The sequence below is a fragment of the Arthrospira sp. PCC 9901 genome, from assembly GCF_059013425.1.
In genome coordinates, this window is the sequence record NZ_CP102296.1 from 4,343,326 (window position 1) to 4,362,002 (window position 18,677).

The 18,677-nt window shown below is 44.4% G+C and carries 14 protein-coding genes and 1 pseudogene; 7 read left to right on the forward strand and 8 right to left on the reverse strand.

The annotated features are described in order from the left end of the window. Positions 1-149: 149 nt before the first annotated feature. Positions 150-992, reverse strand: coding sequence for a cell division protein FtsQ/DivIB (locus tag NLZ44_RS19285; RefSeq protein ID WP_493750827.1), 843 nt, complete (start codon positions 990-992; stop codon positions 150-152). Positions 993-1,139: 147 nt separating this feature from the next. On the opposite strand from NLZ44_RS19285, the gene NLZ44_RS19290 reads away from it, so the two are divergent. The 3 genes from NLZ44_RS19290 (at position 1,140) to NLZ44_RS19300 (ending at position 9,278) form a co-directional block, all read left to right on the forward strand. Next, positions 1,140-2,495, forward strand: coding sequence for an ATP-binding protein (locus tag NLZ44_RS19290; protein WP_493750828.1), 1,356 nt, complete (start codon positions 1,140-1,142; stop codon positions 2,493-2,495). Between the two features lie 627 nt (positions 2,496-3,122). Continuing rightward, entirely contained in the window at positions 3,123-8,312 is a 5,190-nt protein-coding gene (locus NLZ44_RS19295) for a WD40 domain-containing protein (RefSeq protein WP_493750829.1), read from the forward strand. Positions 8,313-8,471: 159 nt separating this feature from the next. After that, positions 8,472-9,278, forward strand: a complete 807-nt coding sequence (locus tag NLZ44_RS19300; RefSeq protein ID WP_006669763.1) for a TPM domain-containing protein — start codon at positions 8,472-8,474, stop codon at positions 9,276-9,278. Positions 9,279-9,474: 196 nt separating this feature from the next. On the opposite strand, the gene hisS is transcribed toward NLZ44_RS19300, so the two are convergent. The 4 genes and pseudogenes from hisS to pedR form a co-directional block, all read right to left on the reverse strand. Then, positions 9,475-10,752, reverse strand: coding sequence for a histidine--tRNA ligase (gene hisS / locus NLZ44_RS19305; RefSeq protein WP_158536337.1), 1,278 nt, complete (start codon positions 10,750-10,752; stop codon positions 9,475-9,477). 288 nt (positions 10,753-11,040) lie between these two features. Continuing rightward, positions 11,041-11,228, reverse strand: a pseudogene (locus tag NLZ44_RS19310) (hypothetical protein). After that, complete coding sequence (locus tag NLZ44_RS19315) at positions 11,228-11,539, reverse strand: hypothetical protein (protein ID WP_006625887.1); 312 nt, start codon at positions 11,537-11,539, stop codon at positions 11,228-11,230. Before NLZ44_RS19315 ends, NLZ44_RS19310 begins: the two are co-directional and overlap by 1 nt. Before the next feature lie 19 nt (positions 11,540-11,558). Continuing rightward, the gene (gene pedR, locus NLZ44_RS19320; RefSeq protein ID WP_006625886.1) at positions 11,559-11,876 is read right to left on the reverse strand and encodes a photosynthetic electron transport-dependent transcriptional regulator PedR; all 318 of its coding nucleotides are present in this window, start codon (positions 11,874-11,876) and stop codon (positions 11,559-11,561) included. A gap of 129 nt (positions 11,877-12,005) precedes the next feature. Here pedR and NLZ44_RS19325 point away from each other — a divergent pair, with 129 nt between their 5' ends. After that, positions 12,006-12,980, forward strand: a complete 975-nt coding sequence (locus tag NLZ44_RS19325) for a carbohydrate kinase family protein (protein ID WP_493750830.1) — start codon at positions 12,006-12,008, stop codon at positions 12,978-12,980. 105 nt (positions 12,981-13,085) lie between these two features. Here NLZ44_RS19325 and frp read toward each other — a convergent pair whose 3' ends face one another. After that, complete coding sequence (gene frp / locus NLZ44_RS19330; protein ID WP_493750831.1) at positions 13,086-13,406, reverse strand: fluorescence recovery protein; 321 nt, start codon at positions 13,404-13,406, stop codon at positions 13,086-13,088. Between the two features lie 405 nt (positions 13,407-13,811). Next, complete coding sequence (locus NLZ44_RS19335) at positions 13,812-14,771, reverse strand: orange carotenoid-binding protein (RefSeq protein WP_493750832.1); 960 nt, start codon at positions 14,769-14,771, stop codon at positions 13,812-13,814. Between the two features lie 198 nt (positions 14,772-14,969). Between NLZ44_RS19335 and NLZ44_RS19340 the strand changes: the two genes are divergently transcribed. Beyond that, entirely contained in the window at positions 14,970-15,443 is a 474-nt protein-coding gene (locus NLZ44_RS19340; RefSeq protein WP_493750833.1) for a CYTH domain-containing protein, read from the forward strand. Between the two features lie 11 nt (positions 15,444-15,454). Beyond that, positions 15,455-15,895: a T3SS (YopN, CesT) and YbjN peptide-binding chaperone 1 gene (locus NLZ44_RS19345; RefSeq protein ID WP_493750834.1), complete on the forward strand. Its 441-nt coding sequence runs from the start codon at positions 15,455-15,457 to the stop codon at positions 15,893-15,895. 43 nt (positions 15,896-15,938) lie between these two features. Here NLZ44_RS19345 and NLZ44_RS19350 read toward each other — a convergent pair whose 3' ends face one another. Continuing rightward, positions 15,939-16,826 (reverse strand): prephenate/arogenate dehydrogenase, encoded by an 888-nt coding sequence (locus tag NLZ44_RS19350; protein ID WP_008050572.1) that lies wholly within the window; start codon positions 16,824-16,826, stop codon positions 15,939-15,941. Positions 16,827-17,060: 234 nt separating this feature from the next. Here NLZ44_RS19350 and NLZ44_RS19355 point away from each other — a divergent pair, with 234 nt between their 5' ends. After that, positions 17,061-18,620 (forward strand): pentapeptide repeat-containing protein, encoded by a 1,560-nt coding sequence (locus tag NLZ44_RS19355; protein ID WP_493750835.1) that lies wholly within the window; start codon positions 17,061-17,063, stop codon positions 18,618-18,620. The last annotated feature ends 57 nt before the right edge of the window (positions 18,621-18,677 follow it).

Genomic DNA, 18,677 nt, shown 5'->3' on the forward strand with positions numbered 1-18,677 from the left:
TTAGATAGTTAGTGACACCTAGATGGTCAAGTCTTTCCTTTTGGTTCCAGTTAAGCTGTTCCCGGCTCTGAATACTGACCCTAGGAATCTCTCCCCGGTCCTGGTTAGTTTAATAATGATTTAAACTATACAGGGATGTAGTCAAGGGTTCACTTAGAGAAGGAGGCTTCTGATAGTGATGACTGATCTGAGATCATTAACACCAAGGGAGAGTTGGGATTTCTGAGATCAATATAGTCCACTTGACTCACATCAACTTGTTCCGGCAATTTTCTCATGCGATCGATAACCTGCAATTGTTCCCAAAAGTGTGTACTGTATGAGCCAATATGCACCTCGCCGATCTCAGTCATTAAAATAATATTAGCTGGATTCTGCCAGTCAATTTCATGGATGTCAACCGGGGAGCGACTCAGATCACTATACATCTGCTGCCAATGGGGTCGATACATCTCAACGTTACCGATTACTCTCAGATTTGGCAGTTGACCTGTTTGTTCTAGCTCAGTATAACTTGATAATGGCATCCAACTACCTTCAGCATCCAACCAGCCAACGATCGCCTCAGTTCCTGGGGTAGTGCTTCCTATGGGAGGTTGAGCGATCGCCACAGGTTCTCGTTCAGTCACTTCTATAGTAAGGCGGGGAGGAAATACCTGCCTAATCACGATCGCTTCCGATATGGGAGCATTATCGATCAAGGCTTGTTGAATAGCGGAAGGTTGAATTTGCCATACTGATTGAGGATAGGACAAAGGCAGGTGTGAGCGAATATTGTGCTGAGAAAGTAACTGATTACCCTTAATCTCGACCTGTTCAGCTTCTTTAATTAACCAAATCGGCTGACTAATTCCCCAAAATACCCCCCCAGAAATACCTCCGACCGCCAGAACCTGCCAAATCACCCGAACCAATTTTAAACGTCGCTGACGGCGAAGTTGTCGTCGGCGAGTCCCTAATCGATTGCGAGAAGTAAACACAATATTGGCCATTCCTAATTTTTGTCCCTTCTAATTCCCTTATCTAAAAGACTATCCCCCTTGACTGCTATTCCCCCAGTGGGGGGACAAACCACATCCCTAGCGTATCAGCATCATCCTACACTCAAAATGAGGCATCGTAACATAACTGAGTCAATTATGGTTGAACTTAACCTAAACCAATTTTACAAAGCCTGCAATCCCAGCAAAACCATTGATATGGCGAATCTGGAAGATCAGCAGTATTATATCGATTTTTCGTCAGTTCGTGGCAGCAATATTGTTCGTGAGTTAAGCCGCACTATCACATTGCTTTCGGGTGATGAACCCACCTGTCAGTTATTTTCTGGACACATTGGCTGCGGAAAATCCACAGAACTGTTTAGACTCAAAGATAGTCTGGACCAACAAGGATACCATGTAGTTTACTTTGAGTCATCCCAAGACCTGGATATGGCTGATGTTGACATCAGTGATATTGTACTGGCGATCGCCCGTCAAGTGAGCGAAAGCATTCAAACCGCCGCAGTGCAGTTAAAACCCGGATACTTCGGCCGCCTGTTTACGGAGATTGGTGATTTTTTGCAAACCCCCATTGAATTATCTGGTGAGGCGGAAATTTCCGTTGGTATTGCCAGAATTACCGCTCGCACCAAAGATTCCCCTAAACTGAGATCTCAACTGCGACAATACCTTGAACCGAGGGTTAGCACTATTTTAGAGGCGATTAATGAGGAACTACTTAAACCTTCTAACGAGACTCTCAAAAAGAGAGGCAAAAACGGGTTAGTAGTGATTGTTGATAATTTAGATCGGGTAGATAATTCCCCCAAATCCTGGGGACGTACTCAGCCAGAATATTTATTTGTTGATCGGGGTGAGCAACTCAGACGGCTACATTGTCATGTGGTCTATACAATTCCTTTAACTTTAATGTTTTCTAATGATTATGGTCGGCTTTCCAGTCGATTTGGGGTGAAACCAAAAGTCTTGCCGATGGTTCCAGTATGCAATCGAGATGGTTCAGATAATCCCCAAGGTATGGCTTTATTGCAACAGATGGTTTTAGCGCGTGCTTTCCCGAATTTACCACCCGAAGAACGGATTTCTTATATTCCCGAATTGTTTGAGACCCCCCAAGTTCTCGATCGCCTCTGTCGGGTTAGTGGTGGTCACATGAGACGATTACTAATGTTAATGTACAGTTGTCTACAACAGGATGATCCACCTTTTTCGGCTGATTGTTTAGAGACGGTAATTCGGGAATATCGCGATGACCTATTAGGAGCTATTACCGATGACGAGTGGGATTTACTTTTGCAAGTAGTCGAAAATCAAAGCGTGCGCGGGGAAGATGAATGTCAAACCCTCTTGCGGAGTATGTTTGTCTTTGAATATCGCGATCGCTCTGGTCGTTGGTTTGGCATTAACCCAGCTTTGATAGATACACCCAAATATCAAAATTGGCATCTTAATAAATATCCTACTCATCCACCAGCAGCAATTATGAATTAATTAGATCTGCTCAATATCTCCCCATAACTCCTAATTAGGACCATCTAGCAGCCGATATTATGGTCAGATATATCGGTGATTTTTACCTGGAAATTTTACCTGTAATTTCAGCCAATATCGGATTGATTGCGGCTGAAAAATCCGCAGAAAATATCCTCGAAGTATTAAAGTTTTAGAATTTTTTAATAAGCTATCATTTTTTATGTATAATAAGTGGTAGTCAGGGTCTAGTTGGTTAAATGTGCCAGCATACTATGAGTTGGATCATAGTTTCAGATTTGAGCGGTAGCCAGCTCCCGCTATGGTTAATCAACCACACAAATCACTAATCGTATTTTCATCAATGAATAATTGATTTGAGTATTGCTATTTTTAGGCAGATGGTAATTGTAAATAAATTATGAAAATTTAATCATGTCCAAGCCAACCCATGGGGAGGCATCTATAATCAAGGTAATGGGAAACAAATTTGCAGATGAGGGACATTATCCCCATTAGCAATGATCCCCATGGTTAAATCCCTATTTATGCCCATCTCTCCATAGCTTTATTTTGGTCAAATTCACAATTATTAATCCTGACCAAAGCCGATTAAATAGCCATCCTAGATCCAGGTAAAATTCAGCCATGACTACTCAATTAACGCCTCAGCAATTCGAGAGCCAAAATCAGCGATCGCTACAAAGATTAGCCCGCGCTATTTCTTTTTCCAAAGGTCAATTTTCTCTAATTTTAGTAAGCTGTAACTATTCCTATCTGCAAACGAAAGTTATCAAGCAATTACGGGAAAAATTACCAGAAGCAGAGACCATTCAAACCATCACGCTTTCCCCGAAAGTTACCACCCTCTACACCACATTATTAGATCGCATAGCCACCCCTACCCCTAGCGTCTTAATGGTCATGGGTTTAGACACAGTAGAGGCTTTAGAAACCCTGCTAAGTTCGACCAACCAAGTCCGGGATGAATTTCGGAAGAATTTTTCCTGTCCTTTAGTATTGTGGACTACAGATATCCTAGCCAAAAAACTAATCCGACTAGCGCCAGACTTTAAAAGTTGGGGTGCAGCTACGATTAAATTTGAAATGGCGACCCCGGACTTGATTAAATCACTGACCCTCCAAGGTAACACGCTGTTTTCCTTAGCGGAATTACGAATTAGGTCAGGAGAACTGCAAAGCGGCAAATTTTATGGCAGGTCAAAATCCCCGAAATATGACCTAAGTATTGGTTCGAGTCGTCGCCGGGAATTAGAATTGGCTTGGAAAGATTTACAACACAGGGGAGTGGAACTTAACCTTTTTCTCCAAGGGACGAAACAATTTATTTTTGGCTTAGATAAAGATGCTCAAGACTTAGGAGAGGAGGCGCGCGTTCATTATCAACAAAGTTTAGCGGATCTGGAAAATTGGATCTCTCCGACCACAACCAGTGCTGACCCCTATCAATTTGCCTATCCTATTTCCTATCAAGTTATCCGGGGGATTATCTTATTTCACATTGCCTTAAACGATCGCCTAAAAGCTATGCGATCGCGACACATTCCCCATGCCAAATCCCCAGGTACTAACGTCAAAGTGCTGCATTCAGCTAAAACCCACTTAGAACAATCCCGACAGGCTTTTGAAATGGCGGGAAGACCAGATTTAGTAGCTGGAATTCTCTGTTATTTAGGGGATGTTCTGAAGGGATTATACCAATGGGAGGATTTACAGAACCTAGCGGAAACGGGAATAAAAATCCATTTAGCATACGGTTGCGATCGCCAATTAGCCCAAGATTATGGATTTATGGCTGAAGTAGCTCTTCAGCAGAAAAAATGGCATAAAGCCTTAGAACTAACTAAACTAGCCCTAGCAATTATTGACTCGGAAAAGCGCCCCAATGAACGGGGAACTTATCTGCTGCTATTGGCTCGCAGTCATAAACATTTAAATGAATGGGAAACAGCGATTAGGGAACTAGAAAAAGCCCGCCAAGAAACCTCCCCCAGTTATGATCCGCAATTGTATATTGATATTTTGGCGGAATTGCGTAATCTCTACTACGAACAAGGTCAATATATCAAAGCATTTCGGATTAAACAAAGACAACGAGAAGTTGAGCATCAATACGGATTTCGTGCTTTTATTGGAGTCCATCAATTGCAGCCATCTAAACAGGCATTAAACCCGGTTAGTTGCTCTCAAAATAATACCTCAAAAGCGGCTATTAGCCCGGGTTTTGAGATGACTAATAATAGCCGTAATCAAGATATTAATAATCTGATTCACAGGTTAGGACGAGATGATCATAAATTAATTGTCCTACATGGTAGTTCTGGAGTCGGTAAAAGTTCGTTAATTAATGCGGGTTTAGTCCCAGCTATGGCGGAAATTAGTTTAGGGGCTCGTAATGTTCTACCCGTGGTAATTAATAGTTATACAGACTGGGTGCGAGAACTAGAAGCAGCCTTAGCTACAGCCTTAATTAATCAAGATAGTCTGAATATTAAAGCCAAGAATTTAAAACGGCTTTGGTATCGGACAATTATCAAGGCTTCCCAAGGTAGTAATGCTATGTATAATAGCATGGATATTGACTCTTTGAATCATCGCGATCGCACCTCATATATTTTGCATCCCGATTCATTTATTAACAGTCGTATCCAGGAAAATACCGATCACAATCTCCTGACTGTTCTGATTTTTGACCAATTTGAGGAATTCTTTTTTCTCTGTCGCGATCGCTCACAACGCCAGACATTTTATGAGTTTTTAAATCTCTGTCTAAACGCGCCTTTTGTTAAGGTAATTATTTCCCTGCGGGAAGAGTGTTTACCTTGGTTATTGGAATCGGAACAGTTATCGCCTTTAGATGCCATAAATAACAATATTTTAGATAAACATATTCGCTACCATTTGCGAGATTTTACCAAGGCGGAAGCTCACCGAGTTATTCAGGCTTTAACCAAACGTGCTAACTTTCATTTAGAACCGGCTTTAATTGATAAATTAGTAAAAGATTTAGCGGATGAAAGCTCCGAAGTGAGACCAATTGAGTTACAGGTAGTTTGCTCGCAACTCCAGGAAGAAGGACTAAGAGGAATCACGACCTTAGCCGAATATGAGAGACTCGGAGACCATCCCAAAAACCAACTAATCGAGCATTTTATTAATGGTATTATTCAAGACTGCGGCCCCCCCAACGCCAATGCAGCATGGGATATTTTATTTGCGCTTACGGATGAAAAACTCGCCCGTCCCATGAAAACGCGATCGCAATTAATCGCGGCGATTAGACCAGATCCATCTACGGTTACTCCCGGTAAATTTGGGGATAATAAACCCAGCGATAATCATCATAATTTTATCGATATTATCCTAGAATCAGGTTTGCTACTGCGTCAGCATGAGCAAACAGAAGACCGCTATCAACTCATGTATGATTATCTCGTATTTCCCATCCGAGAACGCTATGGAATTCTCGCCGCACAGCGCCAGGTAGAAATCGAAAAGAAACTGCAACAAAGTCTGAAAGCAAAAACCCAAGCCGAAGCGGCTCAAAGCGAAAGCGAAAAACAACTGATACACCGTAATCGACTCTTAAAACAACTGCTTTGTGTGTCAATTATTGCCACTCTCGGATTAGGGGTATCAACCAAAATTGCTTACCAACAAAAACGCCTATCTTATATCACCTCATTAACAGCATCTTCCGAGGCACTATTTTTCTCTAATTATCGTTTTGATGCTTTACTGGAAAGTTTAAAAGCGGCTCAACAAATCAAAAAAATTAAGTCCTTATCTCTCAATGCTAACAGTTTCCATGATGCGGAAATTCGGGTAGCAGCAACCCTAGGACAAGGAGTTTATGGGATTCATGAACAGAACCGCCTAGAGGGTCACGCGGATATAGTGTGGGATGTAGTTTATAGTCCCACGGGGGATATATTAGCCTCTGCTAGTACAGATAATACTATCAGATTATGGACTCCTGAAGGGAAGGCGATCGCCACTTTAACCGGACATCATCATAATGTAACTAGCCTAGATTTTAGCTCCTGTGGTCAAATGTTAGTTTCGGCTTCTGATGACCATACAGTTAAACTATGGAGTCGGGACGGTAAACTGTTACAAACATTCATCGGACATACAGATAGAGTCAAATCCGTTCGCTTCTCTCCTGATGGTAAAATGATAGCCTCGGCGGGGAGCGATCGCACCATCAGACTATGGAATTTACAGGGAGAAATCATCCGGACTATTCGTTTTCGCCATACCGCACTCACCTGGGTTAACTTTAGTCCTGACGGGGAAATATTAGCCGCCGCAGCCAATCAAGGAGACGTGCAATTTTTTAACCAACAGGGTAGAAGATTAATGAGTATCACCCACACCAAAAATCGGGACTCAGTAATTTATGCAGTTAATTTCTCCCCCAATGGTCAATTCATAGCCACCAGCGGTACAGATGGAACAGTGAAACTCTGGACTCGCCAAGGGGAATTACTCAGGACTTTACAAGTAGATGAAAATATTGTTTTCTGCGTCTCATTTTCTCACGATGGTCGGACTTTAGCCACAGCCGGATATGATAAAACCGTCAAAGTCTGGAGTTGGGAAGGGGAATTACTCAAAACCTTTCGCGGTCATGGAGATAAAGTAACAAGGGTACGTTTTTCCCCGGACGATCGCACCCTAGCTTCATCAAGTTATGACAAAACCGTGAAGTTATGGAATCTCCACACTAACCCCAGAGCCACTTTAAAAGCTCATAATGATCGAGTTCTCGATGTTAGCTTTAGTCCTGATGGTCAAATCTTAGCTTCTGGGTCTCAAGATACAACCGTGAAATTATGGAGTAGTTCCGGGAAACTCCTACAAACTCTATCAGGTCATAGCGATCGCGTTTCTTCCGTGAGTTTTAGTCCTAACGGAGAATGGTTAGCCACAGCATCCTATGATCACACAGTCAAAATCTGGAAACGCCTTAATCCCCAGTCCGACTTGTCCCGCAATTGGCCCAGTAAACTGCAGCTTTCCAAGTTTAACGGTATTGGGGTCATGCCAAAATCTCTGTTTGTACCCTCTCCAGTCGCCACCTTAGTAGGTCACACTGATAGCGTCATGACTGTGACTTATAGTCCAGACGGTGAGTATATCCTCACCGGAAGCAAGGATGGAACCATTAAACTCTGGACTGCTGATGGTCAATTCCTACGCACCATCAGAGGACATCAGGAATGGGTTAATCAGGTGAGTTTTAGTCCCGATAGTCGGACAGTGATTTCCGCCAGTGATGATGGGACTTTAATTCTGTGGAAGTGGGACCCAGCCAATACTATGCTTGATCGCCTCAAAACTATCCAGGCTCATGAAAGTTATGTCTTGGGGGTTAACTTTAGTCCCGATGGTAAAGTTATAGCCTCTGCTGGATACGACAATACAGTTAAATTGTGGACTCAGGAGGGAGTTTTGCTCAATACCCTATTAAAAGGGACTAGCGATAGTGTCACTCGTGTAGTCTTTAGTCCTGATGGGTCTTTAGTGGCTTCCGCTAGTTATGATAGTCATGTTCGCATTTGGAGCGCTAAGGACGGAACTTTGCTAAAAACTTTGATGGGACATGGTGATAGTGTTATGTCTCTGACTTTCAGTCCAGATGGCCGAACATTAGCCTCCGCTAGTCGCGACCACAGCGTGATTCTGTGGAATTTGGATCTCGATAGTCTCGTAGACAAGGCTTGTGAGTGGGTTCGCAACTATCTTGACCATAATCCTAATGTTAGGGATAGCGATCGCCAATTGTGCGAGAACACCTACCAGAGGAGTTAACAAGCCTCCTTACCCTGATCAGGAATCGTCATAGACACTGGCTGCATTTCTCCGATTTTATGATAAGGTTAACAATTGTAACGAATATGAGTTGGCATTATCTGTGGGTTAAGCAACATCTGCCGTCGTTCACATTTGATTATTTGGTATAAAATATCTATGCAACAAATCTGGTCGCACAAACTCTTCCGATTCATTGCTGTATTCTGTGTCGTGCTTTCCACCTGGGCGATCGCACCTGTAGCAGGCGCTTACAACAACCCTGAACTTTTACCCGAAGTCCAAACCCCGATCATAGATTTAGCTGAACTGCTGACAGACGTTCAAGAAGACCTTTTAGCCGAAGACCTGAAACAGTTTGAATCCCAAACTGGCTGGAAACTCAGGGTTTTAACTCAGTTCGATCGCACTCCCGGTCGCGCCGTTAAGCAATATTGGGGACTTGATGAACACAGTGTCCTATTGGTAGCTGATCAACGCGGCGGTAATATTCTTAACTTTAGTGTCGGTCGGGATCTATACGACCTGCTGACCCGAACCTTTTGGGTCGAACTTCAGACCCGCTACGGTAATCAATACTTTGTCCGCGATAATGGTGAAGATCAATCAATATTGCAATCTATCCAAACCATTGAAACCTGTTTACTCAAAGATGGTGGTTGTCGAGTAGTTCCCGGTCTTCCCAGAGAACAATGGATTCTCACCTTAATCACCTCCGCCTTGGGTGGGGTGATTTGTGGTATTGCGGCTATTCCCCGTAAACCCGGACAAATTGTGGCTTGGCAATGGGCCTTAATCTTTTCTCCCCTGTGGGGCATTTTATTTATAGCCTTCGGTCTGGGTCCGGTAATTAGTCGCACCTCCGACTGGGTTCCGGTAATTCGCAACGTCTCGGCTTTCTTAATCGCTGTTTTGGCGGCTTATCTAACTCCCGCCTTTAACCACTCTTCCACCTCGGAAACTTAAACCTTTGACGATTCCTATAAATTAGGGCGGGTTCAGCAGTTTATTGTCAATTAACCGTGATTTTCTAACCCGCCCATATCTGCAAAAACCGCCTTTTTAATTAACAAGAATTATGGCAGTTTAATCACTCCCAGCAGTCATTTCCACAATTACCCCCCTTGTTTTTACTCAGCAAAAACCGCCAATTAACTAATAATTAATTATTGGCAATTAACTGTTGTTTTATTTGGTCAGCCTTGGCAATTATATCAACTTGGTTGAAGACAGTTTGCTCGCCACTTTTCAACCATTTGAGGTTCACAGTTCCGGCGATCGCTTCAGCATCTCCCAACACCAAACAAGCCACAGCACCACTGCGATCGGCTCGTTTAAACTGTTTACCAAAAGCACTACCACTCAGGTCTAATTCAACCCTCAACCCCGCTTGACGCAGTTTTTGAGCCAAAATCAGACCATTAGCCTCCGCTTTTTCTCCGCGAGACACCAAATATAATTCTGGGGTAACTTGTGGAGGTTGGTGCAATTGCTGAAGCAGAATAATTAAACGTTCCAAACCGATCGCCCAACCCACCGCCGGGACTTCCGGGCCGCCAAGTTCCTGGACCAAACCATCATAGCGACCACCGCCGCAAACGGTAGCCTGAGCGCCAAGGTCATCAGAAATAATCTCAAAAGCAGTATGGGTGTAATAGTCCAAACCGCGAACCAGTCGAGGATTGAGGGTGTAAGAAATCCCCAATTCCTTAATCAAATACTGGACTCGTTCAAAGTGAGATTGCGATCGCTCTCCCAGATAGTCCAAAATACTGGGAGCGTCGCGGGTAATTTCCTGGGTGCGTTCATCCTTACTATCCAAAATCCGCATCGGGTTACGGGTAAGGCGATCGCGAGAGTCTTGATCAAGTTCGTCCTGAAAGGGTGTCAGATAATCCACCAACGCTTGACGATAATTTTGGCGATCAGTGCGATCGCCTACTGAATTAAGATTCAAATGCAGATTGGTGACTCCCAAACTCTTGAGGATATCCACCGCCACCGCGATCACTTCCACATCAGCGCGGGGGTCATCACTACCGAGAACCTCCACCCCAAGTTGATGAAATTGTCGTTGTCGTCCCGCTTGAGGACGTTCGTAGCGAAACATCGGCCCCATATACCATAGTCGTTGTACACCAGGGTTAGCGAATAGTTTTCGCTCAATATAAGCTCGGACTACCCCGGCTGTACCTTCAGGACGCAGGGTAATAGAGCGATCGCCGCGATCGCAGAAAGTGTACATCTCCTTTCCCACCACATCCGTAGCCTCACCGATACCCCTTTCAAACAAGGCAGTTGGCTCAAAAATTGGTGTTCTGATTTCTTGATAATTACCTCGCGCCAAAGTCTCCTCAGCCACAGAAGCTACCCATTGCCAATAACCGACTTCCTCTGGGAGGATATCACGGGTTCCTCGTAAACTTTGAATTGATTCCATCTCTAATATATAAATCCGTGCCAAAATATGACTCACCGCTAGGAGCATGATCCCCATACTCAGGGAAGCTGTCAGCACCCCCGGCTGAAGCACGGGGGCTTCGTGCCCTCCCCTTCAGGTAGCTGACCAGCTTAAGCCTTAACTGGCTACGTTCAGAGCAAGAGTTAAAGTTCCTACCCGGGAATGCGTGCTAGTTCCCGGCACGAGAACCGAATCGTTAAACAGTCCTAAGGGGTTAAGACAGTGCGATTGGGAAAGTACCGACTCTGAACATTAGCGAAGCAAACATTACCCCGCAAGGGAGTCGGAGCCAACCATAGCTCCATGGAGGGGCAACCATACCCCTCCACCCCGCAAGGGGGTGCTGGCGGCTAAAGCCGCTTGAGTCGGTTTTCCTCTCCGCGATCAATCACGGAGCTTCCAACCCTCCCAGGAGTTTTACGTGAGCCTTCTGTACTGACCAATTTCCTGGTGATCAATTTATGTTGATGGTGTCTAAAGATTGCCAAGAACCATAGCGATCGCCATAATAAGCTAAAATCCGTTCAACTTGCGAGTTAATGTCCCCGTCAGATGATTCCGAATATTCAATTGATAGGGCTGCGATTTGACTCTCAATGGGGTCAAATTTCGGCAATTCCCCGCCGTCGGTATCTTTAGACATAGGCACTAAACCCGTCTGTACACCCTCCACCTGTCGCAGGTGAGCAGCCACTTCCCGATAAACCGCTAAAGGTAATCGCGGACAGCAAAGGTGATAACAGATTTTTGAGTCACAACTTGCCATGATGATCAGTGATCTATATTTACTCAACTATAGGAGAGGATACAGTTTCATCAACACTATCAGTTAATTCTGCTGATGATTCTGGTTCTGGTAGGGTGCAGCAATTGATATTATCAATGCAAACTTTACCCCATTGCAAAGACCAGCGGACCAACTCCACCCGATTACCTGTCGAGGTTTTAGTCAGGATGTTACTTATGTGGTTATCTACTGTACGTTTGCTGATTTCCAGCTTTTCGGCGATTTCCTGGTTAGTCAAACCGATCGCCACCAGTTCCACAACCTGTAGTTCTCTTTCCGAGAGGGAGACAGGGGATTTGAATTTACTGTCGGACATAGAGGTATCCTATCTCTGCATATTTACTTACTTATCACCATTTTAAACTGTACAATCCATTTACGTCTTCTAACCTCAGATGCTTCTGCCCCAGCGCAGATTCTGTGAACTCTATTTTTGACAGTCAAGATGAATCATTCTCGCGTTATTTGCCTCGGTGAAATTTTATTTGATTGCTTGGCAGACGAGCCGAACCAGTCCTGGGGAGAAGTTAAGTCTTGGACGGCTCACCCGGGAGGGGCTCCGGCTAATGTCGCTTGTGCTTTGGTGAAATTGGGAACCTCTGCCGGGTTTATTGGGGCGGTGGGTTCTGATGAAGGCGGCGATCGCCTCCTGGGGTTTCTTCAATTGGTCGGGGTTGATACTACAGGCATTCAAAGACACCCATCAGCACCCACCCGACGGGTTTATGTGTTGCGTTCAGGCACTGGTGAGCGAGAGTTTGCCGGATTTGGGAATCTCAATACTATCGATTTCGCTGATGCCTATTTGCAAGCCGAAGCCATACCAGAGTCTTTGTTTGTAAATGCTGACTTTTTGGTGTTGGGTACATTGGAACTCGCCTACCAGCAAACCCGCCATGCTATTACTCATGCTTTGAGGTTAGCCGATCGCTATAATCTCAAGATTTTAGTAGATATTAACTGGCGACCGAATTTTTGGCCAGACCCGGAAGCAGCCAAACCCCTAATTATGGATTTGCTCAAACAGGTTGATTTTGTCAAATTATCAGAGTCTGAAAGTATCTGGCTATTTGATACTACTGATCCTGGTACCATTAACTATCGCCTAGACTCCGTGGAGGGGGTGTTAGTTACTAAAGGCGATCGCGGTTGTGCTTACTGTCTCGGAGATCATGAGGGTTATTTTCCCGGATTTTCTGTCCCAGTTCAAGATACCACTGGCGCAGGTGATGGCTTTGTGGCTGGCTTTATTCATCAGGTCTTGCAGTTGGGTATCCCTAGCCTCCATAACCCCGAAACCGCTAGGGCGATCGTTACCTATGCTAGTGCAGTGGGAGCCTTGGTTACTACTGAATTAGGAGCGATCGCTGCCCAACCCACCGCCGCCCAGGTTGAGGAATTTCTCAAACAGCAGCCATAGCCACTCAAAAGTTAAAAATCTTATTGCTGGGGGCGGGTTCAGTAATCAGTTTTGATTCTCAACAGTCCAACTACTCAACCCGCCCTTATTCAATAGGTGCGAGAATTAGAGCCTAGTCAAAGCCGAGATTTTCGCTAATTTATCTCGACCCAAAACCTGTAATTCTTCCAGGCTTAACCATCCCTGTTTAACTAATGTGGCTAACACAAACACACTGGCAGCATCTCGATAGTCATACTTACCATCAATATCGTGTCTTCTTGCACTCAAAAAATCATGCAATTTCCACACCTCGTCAATTTCTGTGAGATTAAACGCTTGTTGCCTAACCTCATCAATCAGAATCTTAACCTCGCGCTCATAAGCCTTATGTAAGGCATCTACAGCCGCGTTTTTATCCTGTTCAGACCAATTAATTTCACTCACTTATCATTACCTAATTGAGCATTACCACAGCCGATATTTGCTCGATATTAGTGCGCGAGTACCGTATGAATATATCTAGGCAATAAATAGGTGCTATCAATCATCATATAGCCATCAGAAATCTTCGATAAATCATTATGAACTTTATCTCCTGTGGTTGTAATTTTATCTGAGCCGCTGGTAGTTCACAAATCATTTCATAATGCTATATTAAACACGGTCTTCTTAGTCCTCTTAACCTCAAGTAACTTTTTACTGCCCGTAACACTACAATCATCGCCACATTCAATCGATGGGGAATCGACTTTATTAAAGAGGTAGTATACCCCTCAAAAACCCCACTATAAAAGGGAGCGCTTTTTTTCATAAAACGCTCGCCTATGAAGTTTCTAGGTGAACTCTATTCTAGCGCACCAAGTTCAACAACTCTTTGGGAGATGCTAACAAATCGATCGCCACAAAGAAAACCTTATTTTCTGGGTTCAGCAAGAAGCGCCAAGCAATATTCATCCCCACATTACCACCAAACCAGGGAGTTTGCACTTTACCAGTAACCTTAATCTGAGTATAGCCATCTTCCGTCGGTTCAGAAACACCTCGTTCTGGGATTAACTTCAAGTTCTGGCATTCTTCCCGGAAAAACCGCAGCACATTATCGCGACCAACAATTGGTTTTTGGAAAGGAGGTTGTAACGCTCCATCTTCTGCAAACAGACTAATTAAGTTATCAAAATCGTTAGCATTCAAGTTGTCCATGTATTGCAGGACTGTGGAATTGGTCACACCTTCGATTTGAACTTTAGTCCGTTGGGACATCTCTTTAGGAGGTACAACAGGTTCTGCTACCCGTTGATAGCTGCCTAATTTACTCGTATCGAACCCCATATCAACAACACAATTGCGGAGTACCGTGATTTGTTGACCTGGATCGATACCTTGAATCGTCACCAGGATAGCATTGGCGTTAGCTGAGAGTTTGTAGCCTTCGGGAATAGGCGCAACAACTCCTTGTTCCATGAAACGCCCTAGTTCATACCAGAAACCCAGCTTGATATTAGCAGACCAACTAGCATAGGTGCGACAAATGGGGGTATCTGTCCGGTTCGCCAGGTCACACATAGCTTGGGTTTGCTGTAGGGGAGTCATCTGGCTAATTTCCTCTAGGGTTTTTTCAGCAAACTGCATATTCGCCGCCCCAGGAGCCGCAATGGTGATGGTTTTACCCATTTCCAGATACGCAAACCAAATGAGAGCCAGTTGATCTTCGGCACTAAGCTGCTTGAACCGAGCGATCGTCGCCGGAACTACGTCAGCCGCTAGGGTTTCTGGAAAAATGCTACGAGCCGAGTCAATGGTGAATGGCATTATGTGTACCTCTACTTCAATTTCTGTTAAAGCAACTTTACCATACTTAACAAAAATTTACAAGTTTAGGTATCTGAGAATGCAGAATTTTTTTTATACCACCGATTAGTCAGGGGAGGGCTTAACTGTTCACTGTTGACCCGGATAGCGCGATACAATAGGCGCACAGCTTGGTAAATTGGGCAAATTGACTAAAATATGGCAGTTGAGATCGAACGTAAATTTTTAGTGCGCGGGGACCAGTGGCGATCGCTTTCTGTGGGAGTGGTTTACCGTCAGGGCTATATCACCACCACCCCAGAAAAAACCGTCCGAGTCCGCATCGCCGGAAATCAGGGCTATTTGACCATTAAGGGCGCTTCTGAGGGCTATCAGCGCGCCGAGTTTGAATATCTGATTCCCATTGAGGATGCCGAACAGATGTTATCTAGTTTATGCGTTGGCCCTCTCATTGACAAGAAACGCTATAAAATTCCCATCGGTGATCTGATCTGGGAAGTTGACGAATTTTTCGGGGATAATCAGGGGTTAATTTTAGCCGAAGTGGAATTAAACAGCCCGGAGCAGGCTTTGGAGTTACCAGAATGGATCGGGGAAGAAGTTAGTCACGATTACCGATATTATAACGCTAATTTAACCAAGTTTCCCTATACTCAGTGGCATATCAAGTGAGGACAACAATCATGGAATTTCAGACCCAAGTTCAACGAGAATGTTATGAACAGGTGGCTATCTGGATGCAAGAGATGTTCACTCAGTATCCTTGGGAAAAATTAGACGATCCTGGCTTTGGTTTATTTCTGGGTTCCGCGTGGGTGGAAGTGCGAATTTACCCCTGGCACGAAGATGCTGTCATTGAAACGCGATCGCTCGTAGTTCAAGGGGCAGAAATTACCCCGGAATTGATGCAATTTTTATTATTGAAAAATTCTCAAATGCGCTTTGGTGGTTTTGCGATCGATGACCATGATCATATTTACCTTAGCCATACCATAGTCGGTTCAACCTGTGACCCCGGAGAATTAGAGTCCTCAGTTTTATCTGTCTTAGAAACAGCCGACGATTTTGATGATCAAATCATCCAGAAGTGGGGCGGTAAAAGGGCTTTAGACATTGTACCATAATCGTTTTGCTACCAACCATAAAACTAGGGCATTATCCCGAATCTTAACAATTAAACCGCGATCGCCCTTGTTGAGTAGCCGTTAAATACTGTTCTAAAGTCTCCCAGTCTTCCTGTTGAATGGCGAGTGTAATTTTATCTAAACTTTCGCGATAATTAGACAAAGACTTTAACACAGCTTCCCGATTATACTTAGCCATCATCACCCCTAACTCAGGGTTCCCACCACCCACCCGGCTGGTGTCTCGAAACCCAGAACTTGCTAGTTGATAAGCCAGATCCAGGATATCCTGATTTTCCTCAGTAGCCGTCGCAGCAATGAGACTAGCGCTAACCATGACCGGGAGATGAGAGATCCAAGCTACCGCCCGATCATGGTCCATGGGGGAACATTGATAAACCCTCGCGCCTAGTAAATTAGCGATCGCCACCACTACCTCCGTCGCTTCTGGGGGGGTGGTTTCCGTGGGAGTAATTACATAGGGTCGCCCTACAAATAACTTGAACTGTGCCGCATCAATACCACTATAAGCTGTTCCCGCCATGGGATGTCCTCCCACAAAGTTCCGCCTTATGGGAGATATAATATCAACAATAGGAGTTTTTACCGAACCTACATCTGTTAAAATGGCGTGAGGATTCAGGTGTTCCAATAGTTGTTCAACCGTAGAAGCGATCGCCCCTATTGGGGTACAAATAAACACAAGATCCGCCCTAGCCATCAACGACAAACTACAAGAGGCTTCATCAACCGCCCCCATAGCGATCGCCCTTTCACAGGTAGACTGGCGGCGAGAAACCCCCAACACCCGCCCCCCCTGTAGCACTGATTCTCCCAGGGGTTCAGTTAATCCCTCCCCCTCCAACAAAGAACGCAAATCCAAGCCTAGGGAACCGCCAATCAAACCCAATCCGACAATACCAATATTCATTAAATATTATTAAGTGCGATCGCTCCCCTGAGTTTACCTGTGGGAAAAACTGGAAGCGCCAATGCACAACCAAATAACTTTAAATCAATTCCCAATCAAGCAAACTTTTGGCAAATTGTCAACCCAAAACCCCATAGAGATTTATGACACCAACTCAACGAATTGACATATCCCCCCCAAATTTTGATAGAATAACAGTTTAATTTGCCGACATTAAACTGGAGCGAAAAAGGCATGGATGCCGAAGAACTGCTGCTAGAATACCAATCCGGGAACCGTGATTTTAGTGCCATTCTGCTATGTGAAGCCAATCTGAGCCGGGTCAATCTTAGTCAGGCTAATTTGACAGAAGCCGTTTTGAGCGTTACCAACTTTAGTGGAGCCAACCTAACAGGCGTTAACCTAACTCGAGCCAAACTGAACGTTTCCAAACTTAGCGGCGCTATTCTCCAGGGAGCCAACCTCAATGAAGCAGTTCTCAACGTGGCCAACCTGATCAGAGCCGATCTCAGTCAAGCCAACCTCGTCGATGCGTCCTTAATTCGCGCCGAACTAATGCGAGCCGAACTCAGCGAAGCCATAGTCAATGGGGCGAATTTAACCGAAGCCGATTTAAGAGAAGCCACCCTCAGACACGCCGACCTCCAACAAACCAATTTATCCGGGGCTAATCTCTCAGAAGCCTGTTTAATTCTCAGTAACCTAGAACGCTCTAACCTAACCCGTGCTGATCTTACACGAGCCGATCTTAGGGGGGTTAATCTCCGTAACGCTGAACTGCGACAAGCTGAACTAAGTGGCGCAGATCTTCGTGGTGCTAACCTGAGTGGCGCAAATCTCCGCTGGGCGAATTTAAGTGGTGCTAACCTGAGTGGCGCCAACTTAGAAGCCACCCAATTAAGTGGCGCAAGTTTACGCGGTGCTAATCTTAGTGGTGCAAGTTTACTCAATTGTACCGCCATTCATGCTGATTTAACCCAAGCTAATTTGATCGAGTGTGACTGGACAGATGCTGACCTGCGAGGTTCCGCATTGACAGGAACTAAACTTTATGGAGTGTCCAGATTTAGTTTAATTGCAGATGAGATCACCTGCGATTGGATTGATCTGAGTCCTAACGGTGATGGTAGCAAAATACAGCGTTTTAGCTCCCAAGAAGCTCATCAATTTTTTAACGTTGAATCTCCCACCGTTCAAATCCGTATTAATGCACCCCTAGATCCAGATACCCACTGCATTTTAGCTTCCATATATCGGCAAATTATCCAACACTATCCCTTTATCAAATCTCCCCCTAGCATTGATATAGGTTCGCGCCGAACCCTCTTATCTTTTAGAATAGATGATGAGGAACAGCTATTTCTGACAGCTTATGTAGTGATTCTACCCTTTGCAGATGTCGCGAAAACGCGGGAGTGTATTCTGGAATCATTGCGGATGCTCACCTTAGAAAATAGTTCTCAAATGGGAGTCAGATTATCTAACCAAGTGATTCAGTTTGGTATCGAGATGATTAAAAAAATTAGCCGTTTAGAAGACAAGTTATTGTCCGATAAATTAAGCGAAGAAATTCGCAAATTTCAGGATTTTTTTAACTGCCCAACTCAAACCATTTTAAGCAATTTAGTAGGGGAATATTTGGCAATTCATAGCCATCCTGAATTTGGGCGGCAATTTAGTCAGATTCCTGGGTTGATGGATTTATCCAAAATCACACCCGAAAAATATCGGCAAATGGCAATGGCAACCCCAGATATTTTCACCAGTTTTGTAGCCAGTTTTGATTCCCCATAATTATGTCATCAAAAATCCTCTAGCTCCCTCGTTAATTGCTCTCTTAATCATTTTAAC